8 protein-coding genes are annotated in these 9,652 nt (G+C 72.6%); 3 read left to right on the top strand and 5 right to left on the bottom strand.

Annotated elements, in window-relative coordinates; all coding sequences use genetic code 11:
- Positions 1–12: 12 nt before the first annotated feature.
- The 4 genes from ABNT58_RS01785 to prsT all read right to left on the bottom strand — a co-directional run bounded on the left by ABNT58_RS01785 (position 13) and on the right by prsT (position 5,205).
- Positions 13–777, bottom strand: coding sequence for a sulfite exporter TauE/SafE family protein (locus ABNT58_RS01785; protein ID WP_348751801.1), 765 nt, complete (start codon positions 775–777; stop codon positions 13–15).
- A gap of 83 nt (positions 778–860) precedes the next feature.
- Complete coding sequence (gene rpe / locus ABNT58_RS01780) at positions 861–1,541, bottom strand: ribulose-phosphate 3-epimerase (protein ID WP_348751800.1); 681 nt, start codon at positions 1,539–1,541, stop codon at positions 861–863.
- A gap of 13 nt (positions 1,542–1,554) precedes the next feature.
- Entirely contained in the window at positions 1,555–2,352 is a 798-nt protein-coding gene (gene xdp1, locus ABNT58_RS01775; RefSeq protein WP_348751799.1) for an exosortase-dependent surface protein XDP1, read from the bottom strand.
- 42 nt (positions 2,353–2,394) lie between these two features.
- The gene (gene prsT, locus ABNT58_RS01770; protein WP_348751798.1) at positions 2,395–5,205 is read right to left on the bottom strand and encodes an XrtA/PEP-CTERM system TPR-repeat protein PrsT; all 2,811 of its coding nucleotides are present in this window, start codon (positions 5,203–5,205) and stop codon (positions 2,395–2,397) included.
- Between the two features lie 209 nt (positions 5,206–5,414).
- Between prsT and apaG the strand changes: the two genes are divergently transcribed.
- The 3 genes from apaG to ABNT58_RS01755 all read left to right on the top strand — a co-directional run bounded on the left by apaG (position 5,415) and on the right by ABNT58_RS01755 (position 9,225).
- Positions 5,415–5,783: a Co2+/Mg2+ efflux protein ApaG gene (apaG, locus tag ABNT58_RS01765; protein ID WP_348751797.1), complete on the top strand. Its 369-nt coding sequence runs from the start codon at positions 5,415–5,417 to the stop codon at positions 5,781–5,783.
- Between the two features lie 16 nt (positions 5,784–5,799).
- On the top strand, positions 5,800–7,911 hold the full coding sequence (locus tag ABNT58_RS01760; protein ID WP_348751796.1) for a site-specific recombinase: 2,112 nt from the start codon (positions 5,800–5,802) through the stop codon (positions 7,909–7,911).
- 126 nt (positions 7,912–8,037) lie between these two features.
- Positions 8,038–9,225 (top strand): MltA domain-containing protein, encoded by a 1,188-nt coding sequence (locus ABNT58_RS01755; protein WP_348751795.1) that lies wholly within the window; start codon positions 8,038–8,040, stop codon positions 9,223–9,225.
- Position 9,226: 1 nt separating this feature from the next.
- Here the strand turns inward: ABNT58_RS01755 and ABNT58_RS01750 are convergent.
- On the bottom strand, positions 9,227–9,652 hold a 426-nt coding region (locus ABNT58_RS01750), incomplete at its 5' end, for a globin domain-containing protein (RefSeq protein ID WP_348751794.1).

Genomic DNA, 9,652 nt, shown 5'->3' with positions numbered 1-9,652 from the left:
TTCATGGCTGCATCACACCACGGCGCGGGCCAGCAGCCAGGCGCCCAGGGCAAGAAGGCCGGCGAAGAACCAGCGCTTGAAACGTTCGGGCTGCGTGCGGCGGCGCAGCCACTGGCCCACCGCCATGCCGCCCAGCGTGGGCAACAGCGCCGCCAGGGAAGCCGCGAGCACCGGGGCCGGTAGCGCGCCACCACCGCCCAGCGTGGCCGCCAGCGCCAGCGTGCTGACGAGGAAGGACACGGCCAGCGCCTGCACCAGGGCTTCCTTCTCCAGCCCCAACGCCTGCAGATAGGGCACGGCCGGGATCACGAACACGCCGGTGGCGGCCGTCACCAGCCCGGTGGCCAGGCCCACCAGCGGCGACAGCACCCGTTCCCAGCCGGGCGGCAGCCGCCAGGGCTTGAGCAGCAGGCCCACCAGCGCATAGGCGATCAATGCCAGGCCCAGCGCCGCGCCCGCCGCGCGGCTGGCGCCGCCGGTCAGCCAGCCGGCGCCCACCCAGGTTCCCATGCACACGCCGGCCAGCAGCGGCCACAGCCGGCGCAGCAGCGCAGCCAGGCCACCCTGGCCCAGCAACTGCCACACATTGCTGACGAAGGAGGGCACCACCAGCAGCGCGGCCGCCTGCGCGGGCGCCATCTGCAGGCTCAGCAAGCCCATCGCAATGGTGGGCAGGCCGAGGCCGATCACGCCCTTGACGAAACCGGCGAGCGTGAACACCGCGCCGGCGAAGGCCAGCAGCAGCCAGAAGGTGGGATGGAACAGGTCGGCGGGCATCACGGGCATCCGGCAATGAAGATGACGTGATGCTCGCCGGGCAGGGGCGGCAGATGCTTCGGCCTGGGCCGAAGCGTGCGACCTCAGGCGCTGAGTTGCGCCCGCATCGCGGCTATCACCGCGCGGTAGTCGGGCTGGCCGAAGATGGCACTGCCGGCCACGAAGGTGTCGGCACCGGCGTCGGCCACGCGGCGGATGTTGTCCACCTTGATGCCGCCGTCCACCTCCAGGCGGATGTCGCGGCCGGTGGCCTCGATGCGCTTGCGCGCCTGCTCGGTCTTGCGCAGCGCGCTGTCGATGAAGCTCTGGCCGCCGAAACCGGGGTTCACGCTCATGATCAGGATGAGGTCGACCTTGTCGATCACCCAGTCCAGCACGTCCAGCGGCGTGCCCGGGTTGAACACCAGGCCGGCCTGGCAGCCTTCGGCCTTGATCAGCTGCAGCGTGCGATCGACATGGGCGCTGGCCTCGGGGTGGAAGCTGATGAGGTCGGCGCCGGCCTTGGCAAAGGCCTGGGCCAGGGCGTCCACCGGCTGCACCATCAGGTGCACGTCGATGGGCACCTTCGTGCCGTCGGGCTGCACGGCGTGCTTGCGCAGCGCCTGGCAGACCATCGGCCCGAAGGTGAGGTTGGGCACGTAATGGTTGTCCATCACGTCGAAGTGGATCCAGTCGGCGCCGGCGTCGATGACGCTGCGCACCTCGTCACCGAGGCGCGCGAAGTCGGCCGACAGAAGGCTGGGGGCGATGCGGTAGGTGGGCATGCCCCCGATTGTCTTACGCCGGGCGGCGGCGCGAGGCCGCCACGCCCGCCAGAGCCAGGCCGGCCAGGGCCAGCGTGGCCGGCTCGGGCACGTTGCCGGTGGGCGGCGGCGTCACCGCGTCGGCCACCACGGTCAGCACCTTCACGTAGTCGTCGCCGCCGTTGAGCGACTTGCCGTTGGCGGCGGACGTGGAGCCGGCCAGCGTGGAGTTGTAGGCCGACACCAGCCACCAGCTGGAGCTGCTGCCCGCGCTGTTGACGTCGTTGACCGTCGTGCCCATGTTCCCGTAGTTGCCCACCAGCGACCAGCCGTTGCTGATGAGCTGGCCGGTCGTCAGGCCGGTCAGGTCACCCGCGCCGACCGGGCTGCTGCTGCCGGTGTAGCGCAGCAGCGTGATGTCGGAATCGGTGTAGGCCCAGCCCAGCTGCAGCTGGCGCAGGATCACGCTGCTGGTAAAGCTCAGCAGCATCACGTCGGTGCTGCCGTTGGCGTCCATCGCGTGGTTCGGCGAGCTGGCGTTCAGGCCTTCGGTGCTCGACTTGATGCCGAAGCCGGAGGCGTTGTTGTCGTCCACGTTGGCCGCCACGAAAGTGGCGCCCGAGCCGTTGGACGAATAACCGCTGACGGTGAGCGACGGGTTGCCACCGCCGCATGCCCAGCTGTTGCCGAAGTTGTTGGCGTTGGCGCTGTTCTGCGCGCACACGCCGGGTTGCTGGAAGCCCCAGGTCATCGCGGCCTGCGCCGCGGGTGACATCGAGGCCGCGCCGGCGGCCAGAGCGGCTGCCAGCAAACGGGTCTTGCTCGGTTTCATCTTTACTTCTTCCTCACTGTGTCGCAACGAGGGTCGTTGCCTTCATTGCAGCGTGCGGCGCAGGGCCTGGGCCTGGGCCGCGCTGTCGAAGCGCCGGTCGCCCCGCAGTACTGCATCCATCTCATCGCGCGCCTCGTCCCGGCGGCCGGTTTTCGCCAGCACGCTGGCCAGGTGGAAGCGGATGTCGGGGTTGTCGGGGGCCCGCAGCCGCGCATCGCGCAGCAGCTGCAGCGCGCGGTCGGCCTGGCCGGCCTGGAAGGCGGCCCAGCCGGCGGTGTCGATCACGTCGGCATCGGCCGGGCGCAGCGCCAGGGCACGCTCGGCCACCGCCAGGGCGCCCGCATCGCCCTGCTTGAGCAGCACGTTGGCCAGGTTGTTCAGCGTGCCGGCGTCGTCGGGCTGCTGGCGCAGCAGCTGCTCGTAGCTGGCGCGCGCGGCCGGCAGCTGGCCGGCACGGGCCTGGCCGTCGGCCAGCGCGCGGCGGGCGGTGCGGTCCTGCGGGTTGGCCTGGAGCCACTGCTCCAGCACGGGCAGCGCCGTGCGTGCGCCGTCGGGCTGGCTGCCCAGCGCGCTGAACAGGCGGATGGCGGTGTCGGTGGAAGGCTCCACCGCATGGGCCTTGCGGTAGAGCTCGAGCGCCGCGGCCGGCTGCTGGCGGGCCATCAGCACGTCGGCCTGCAGGCTGTAGCCGATGGCGCGCGTGGGCGCCAGCTGGGCGATCTGCCGCGCCTGCTGCTCGGCCTGCGGCAGGTCGCCGCGGCGCAGCGCCAGCTCGGCCTGCAGCGCCAGCGCGGGCAGGTGGCCGGGCTGGCCCGACAAGGCCTTCTGCAGGCTGTAGGCGGCGCCTTCTGCATTGGCGGCAGCCAGCTGCAGGCGGGCGATTTCCACCTGCACCGGCGCATCGAAATTGGCCACGCGGGTGGCGGTGGCCAGGGTGTTGCGGGCACCGGCGGCGTCGGCCACCGCCAGGCGCACGCGGGCCTCGGCCAGCAGCACGGCCAGGTTCTGCGGCGCCTTGGCGCCCAGCTTGCGCAGCGGCTCCATCGCGGCTTCGGCGCGGCCGGACTGCAGCAGCAGGTCCACCAGCGCCAGGCCGGGGCGCACGTCGCGGCCCTCCGCACTGGCGGCGGCCTTTTCCAGCCAGCGCTGCGCATCGGCAGCGCGCTGCTGGCGGCGGGCCACCTGGGCCATTTCCATCATCGCGTCCACGTTGCGGTCGTCGCGCGCGATCAGCGCGGCAAGCCGCTGGCTGGCGGCGTCGAAGCGGCCGGCCTGCACGTCCAGCCGCGCCAGGTTCACCTGCGGCGGCACCAGCCGGGGGTCGAGCTTGAGCGCCTCTTCGAACGCGGCGCGGGCGGGCTCTGTCTGGCCGTTGCGCCAGCGGGCGTTGCCCAGCAGGTTGTACAGCGCGGCCTGCCGCGGCTGCTGCTGCACCAGGCGCTCGGCCAGCGCCAGCGCCTTGGCGGGCTGGCCGTGGCCCAGGTACAGGCCGGTCAGCGCCATCGCCGCGCGGTCCTGCGTGGGGTCCTTCTTCAGCGCGGCTTCCAGCTGCGGGATGGCGGCGCGGCCCTGGCCGCTGCCCAGCAGGCTCAGGCCCAGCGCGGTGCGCACGGTCGGCGTGTCCTGCGCGGCCAGTGCGGCCTGCATCAGCTCGGCGGCCTTGCCATGCTGGCCACGCGCCATCTGGGCGCTGGCCAGCAACATCATGGCCTGGCCGTCCTGCGGCTGGGCCTGCAGCTGCGCTTCCAGCAGCACGATGGCGCGGTCGGGGTTGTTCTCGTCCAGGTAGATCTGCGCCAGCAGCTTGGACACCGGGCTGTTGCCCTGTTGGCGCTGCAGCAGCTCCAGGTAGGGCTTGGCCTTTTCGCGCTCGTTCAGCCCGAAGTGGGCCAGGCCGTTGAGCATCAGCACCTGCGGCCGGTAGCGGATGTAGTCCATCGGCACCGGGTCGATCAGGTTGGTGACCTGGCGCAGCGCGGCCTGGGCGGCCGCGGCGTCGCCCTTGCGCTCGGCCAGCAGCGCCTTCAGGTAGGCGCCCCGCGGCTCGCGCGGCGACAGCCGCTGCAGCTCGGCCACGTCGGCGGCGGCCTCGGCGTCGCGCTGCTGGTCGAGGCGGATGCCGATGCGGGCCACGCGCGCTTCCAGGTGGCCGGGATCGGCGCGCAGCGCGGCGTCATACGCGGCCAGCGCACCGGCCAGCTGGCCTTGCACGTGCAGCACCGCGCCCTTCTGGTAGTGGGCGGCGGCCTTGTCGGGCGCCAGGGCCAGCGCCCTGTCGGCGGCGGTGGTGGCCTCGGCCAGCTGGCGGGCGCGCAGGCGGATGGGCACCTCGGCCAGCCAGCTGTCGGCACCGGGGTCCAGCGTGCGCGACTGCTGGATGGTCTGCAGCGCCTGCGCCGCGTCGCCCAGGTCGGCCTGCGCCGCCGAGCGCAGCAGCAGCAGCAGCGAAGCCTGGGTGGCCGTGGGCAGGCCTTCCGGCGCCAGTCGGGGCTGGCGCAGCAGGTCGGCCTGCTTGCCCTGGGCCAGCAGCGCCTGCGCCAGCGGCAGCGCCACTTCGGCGCGGTCCACACCCAGGCGCAGGGCTTCGGTCAGCGACACCTCGGCGCCCGCCGCGTCGCCCTGGGCCAGCAGGGCCTGGCCCAGCAGCAGCTGCACCGGCAGCTGGTTGCGGTCAATTTGCAGCGCGTTCTTCAGCTGCAGCACCGCGCCGGCGTAGTCGCGCTTGTTGTAGCGGGCCAGCGCGTCTTCGTAGTAGCGGGCCGACTCACCCGGCGCGCCCGCGCTGCGGGTGCTGGCGGCGGCGGCCGTCTGCGGCGACAGCAGGGCCAGCGGCCCGGCCATCGACAGGCTCAAGGGCAGCGCCAGCGCCAGTGCGGACCAGCGGACGCTGCGAGGGCGGTGGGGGGTACTGCGGGGAGTACGGCGGGGGGAACTGCAGGGCATGCACAAATCGTAACGACGGGTTACCCCCTTCGGAGGGACCCACCCCCCGGAAGCAACGGTGCGGCGTGCACTATTCCAGGCCACCCCCTTCAACCCCGGGGGCTCCTAAAATGCCGGAGATGGCAAATCCAGAGTTCCGCTGCACCGTCAAGCTCCAGTACCTGCCCGAGCAGTCCCAGGATGGGCAGCACGCCTTCGCGTACACGATCACCATCGTGAACAGCGGCGACGTGGCCGCGCAGCTGGTGGCCCGGCACTGGGTGATCACCGATGCCCATGGCCACACCGAAGAGGTGCGCGGCCTGGCCGTGGTGGGCAAGCAGCCGCTGCTGGCCCCGGGGCAGAGCTTCGAATACACCAGCTGGACCCGCATCCCGACCGCGCAGGGCACCATGCGCGGCACCTTCTTCTGCATGACCGAGCAGGCCTGGCCGTTCGAGGCCGAAATCCCGGAATTCATGCTGGCGCAGCCGCAGCAACTTCACTGAGCCGGGCCCGCACACCGTGTCGGCCGCCAAACCCACGATCGCCTGGGACCTGACGGCGTTGCTCAACGCCGCCGACGGACGGGCCGCCCAGCCCGAACGCCACATGTGGCTGGTGCGCCTGATGGAGTGGCTGCGCCATGTGCCCACCCGGCGCGAGGCCGCGGTCGCCACCGATGGCGCCGGCCCCGCCCGCCCCGAGCGCAGCACGCCCATGGCGGTGCTGCGCCTGCGCCACCTGCTGCGCGTGCTCGACCAGAGCCCCGAGCACAAGGCCCGGGTGCAGGCCATGTTCCACGGTTTCTGGCGCGAGATCGATGCCGTGGCGCTGCTGGCCGACTTCGGCTTTTCCAACCGCATGGCGCTGCGCAGCGAGCTGTGGCAGCGGCTGCGCACCGAGGTGCTGCCCGGCTCACCCGCCACGCGCGACTTGGCAGCGCTGTTTCCGCTGCTGTTCCGCGGCGGCGATGCGGCCTGGATCGAGCGGCTGGACAACGACCTGCTGGACCGCATCGCCGAGCTGGTGGTGCCGCGCGAGCCTGCCGAGGTGCTGCCCCAGGGCGTGGACGCCGCCGCCACGCTGACCGCCGGCCACCGGCCCGATGCCTGGCGGCAGACGCTGCTGGACGCCATCTCCATCCTGGTCAGTGCGGTGCAGGCGGCCGGCTTTTCGCCGCCGCTGCGCCAGCGCATGAGCCAGGCGCTGCTGGCGTCCGAGCCGTTCCGCCAGCTGCCCCTGGCGGCCGAGCAGGTGCGCAGCGCGGTGCTCAGCGGCGAGCGCGAGGTCTCGCTGCAGGCCACGGTGTACCTGCGGGCGCTGCTGGACACCTGCCGGCGCGCCACCGACAGCATCGTCGACCACCTGGAGGAATACGGCGTCTCGGTGGACATCGTGTTCGAGATCGACCAGCTGCACGAGCGCTGCCAGCGGGTGGAGCAGCTGCTGGGCTGCGTGCTGTCGGAGCAGCCGGCCGCCGACGTGCGCCACCTGATGGTGACGCTGGTGCAGGTGGCCGGCCGCCGCCGCGGCCTGCGCAACCTGATGGCGCGGCACTACTCGCAGCTGGCGCGCCAGGTGGCCGAGCGCAGCGCCGAGACCGGCGACCACTACATCACCCGCACCCGCAGCCAGTACGCCGACATGCTGCGCCGCGCGGCCGGCGGCGGGCTGGTGATCGCCGGCACCACCTACGTCAAGTTCGGCGTGGTGGCGCTGGGGCTGTCGGCCTTCTGGGGCGGCTTCTGGGCCGGGGCCAACTACGCGCTGAGCTTCGTGCTCATCATGCTGCTGCACTGGACGGTGGCCACCAAGCAGCCCGCGATGACCGCGCCCGCCATGGCCGCCAAGCTGGCGGAGGTGCGCAGCGCCGCCAGCACCCGCGGCGAGGCCGACGACGTGGCGGCGGTGGAAGCCTTCGTCGACCAGGTGGCGCACCTGATCCGCTCGCAGGTGGCCGGCATCGTCGGCAACCTGGCGGTGTGCGCGCCGGTGGTGCTGGCGGTGCAGTACGGCTGCCAGCTGGCCTTCGGCCGCCCGCTGGTGGGCGAGCAGGAGGCCGACCACGTGCTGCACTCGCTCACGTTGCTGGGCCCCACGCCGCTGTACGCCGCCTTCACCGGCGTGCTGCTGTTCGCCAGCTCGTTGATCGCCGGCTGGACCGAAAACTGGTTCGTCTTCCACCGGCTCGATGGCGCCATCGCCTGGAACCCGCGCATCGTCGCGCGGCTGGGGCCGGCGCGGGCGCAGCGCTGGGCCAACTGGTGGCGGCACAACATCTCGGGCCTGGCGGCCAATGTGTCGCTGGGCATGATGCTGGGCGTGGTGCCGGTGGTGGCCGCCTTCTTCGGCCTGCCCATCGAGGTGCGCCACGTCACGCTGTCCACCGGCCAGCTGGCCGCGGCGGTGGGTGCGCAGGGCGCCTCGCTGCTGTCCACGGGCCCCTTCTGGTGGTGCGTGGCCGGCATCGTGCTCACCGGCATGCTCAACCTCACGGTCAGCTTCTGGCTGGCCTTCAAGGTGGCGATGCGCTCGCGCGGCATCCGCGTGCGTGAGCGCAAGCACATCTACGCGGCCATCCGGCGCCGGCTGGTCACCCAGCCGCTGAGCTTCCTGGTGCCGCCAAAATCATGAGCTGAGGGTCAGCGCTCGTCCCGGTCGTCGCGCCGCTCGCCCTTGCGCCGGCCCGAGAACATGGTCCACCAGACGATGAAGATGAGAACGGCCAGCGCACCCAGCGCTTCCAGCAGTAATAGCCACATGCAGCGAGCTTACCGAACCCTCCGCGCCGCCCTGGCCGCCACCGCCGCCGCGCTGCTGGCGGCCTGCGGCACCACGCCCCTGCCGCCCGACGAGCCGGCCCGCCCCGCACCCGCGCCCAGCAGCCCGGTCGCGGTCGCCACCGCGCCTTCGGTGCCGGCGCCGGCCAGCTGGCCGCCGGGCACGCTGGAGCGGCCCAACGCCCGCTGGATTCCCGTCGGCTGGGCCGAATTGCCCGGCTGGGACACCGACCGCGCGGGCGACGCCTGGCGCGCCTTCCTGCGTGGCTGCGAGCGGCCGGCCGCGGGCTGGAGCCGGCTGTGCGCCGAGGCGCTGCTGGCGCCGCCGCCGCCCGACGACCTTGGCGCCCGCCAGTGGTTCATGGCCCGGCTGCAGCCCTACCGCATCGAGGCGCTGGACCGGCCCGACCCCGACGGCCTGATCACCGGCTACTTCGAGCCGCTGGTCGAAGCCAGCCGGCTGCCGCGCGGCAACTTCCGCATTCCGCTGCACCGGGCGCCGGCCGATCTGGGCCAGCGCAAGCCGTGGTGGACGCGCCAGCAGATCGACACGCTGCCGGCCGCGCAGGCGGCGCTCAAGGGCCGGGAGATCGCCTACGTGGCCGACCCGCTGGACGCGCTGGTGCTGCAGATCCAGGGCTCGGGCCGCATGCGCATCACCGAGCCCGACGGCCGGGTGCAGCTGCTGCGCGTGGCCTTTGCCGGCCACAACGACCAGCCCTACAAGTCGGTCGGCCGCTGGCTGATCGAGCAGGGCGAGCTGACGCCCGACACCGCTTCCTGGCCGGCCATCCGCGAATGGGCGCGGCGCAACCCGCGCCGGGTCAACGAGATGCTGTGGAGCAACCCGCGCACCGTGTTCTTCCGCGAAGAGCCGCTGCCCGACCCCAGCGCCGGCCCGCGCGGCGCGCAAGGCGTGCCGCTGACGCCCGAGCGCTCCATCGCGGTGGACCCGCGCAGCGTGCCCTACGGCACCCCGGTGTGGCTGGACACCACCGAGCCGTTGTCCAACACGCCGCTGCGGCGGCTGGTGCTGGCGCAGGACACCGGCACCGCCATCGTGGGTGCGGTGCGAGCCGACTACTTCTGGGGCCCGGGCGAGGTGGCCGAGCAACAGGCCGGCCGCATGAAGCAGCGGCTGCGCATGTGGGCGCTGGCGCCCAAGTGAATCAGGCGGCCGAAGCGCCGCGGCTGACCTGCTTCATCGCGCCGGCCATGGCGCTGTAGACGTCGATCCAAGCGGCGCGGGTTTCGTCGTCGAAGGCGGGGCCCAGGCCCTGCTCCAGCGTCTTGAGCAGCGCGCCGCCCACGGCTTCGTAGTCTTCGTCGCGCAGGCCCATCAGGCCGGCGTGGCGGCGGCCCAAGCCTTGCACCGCGGGCAGCAGGTCGTCGGGCGCCTGCAGCTGGCGTAACGCCTGGCCCATGGCCAGCACCAGCTGCTCGCCGGGTTCTCCGGCCTCGCTGTGCAGCAGGGTGTGCAGCGTGGGCGCGGCCTGCACCAGGTTCTCGCGGAACAGCGCCGCCGCCTGCGGAGCCATCGGCTCCACCAGATCGAAGCTTTCGTTGACCAGCTGGATCGTGTAGTCGTTCATGGC

The organism is uncultured Aquincola sp., from assembly GCF_964001545.1.
Classification (GTDB): domain Bacteria; phylum Pseudomonadota; class Gammaproteobacteria; order Burkholderiales; family Burkholderiaceae_C; genus Aquincola.
Note: the sequence above shows the minus strand (reverse complement) of the source record. Positions and strands in the feature narration are given on the sequence as shown.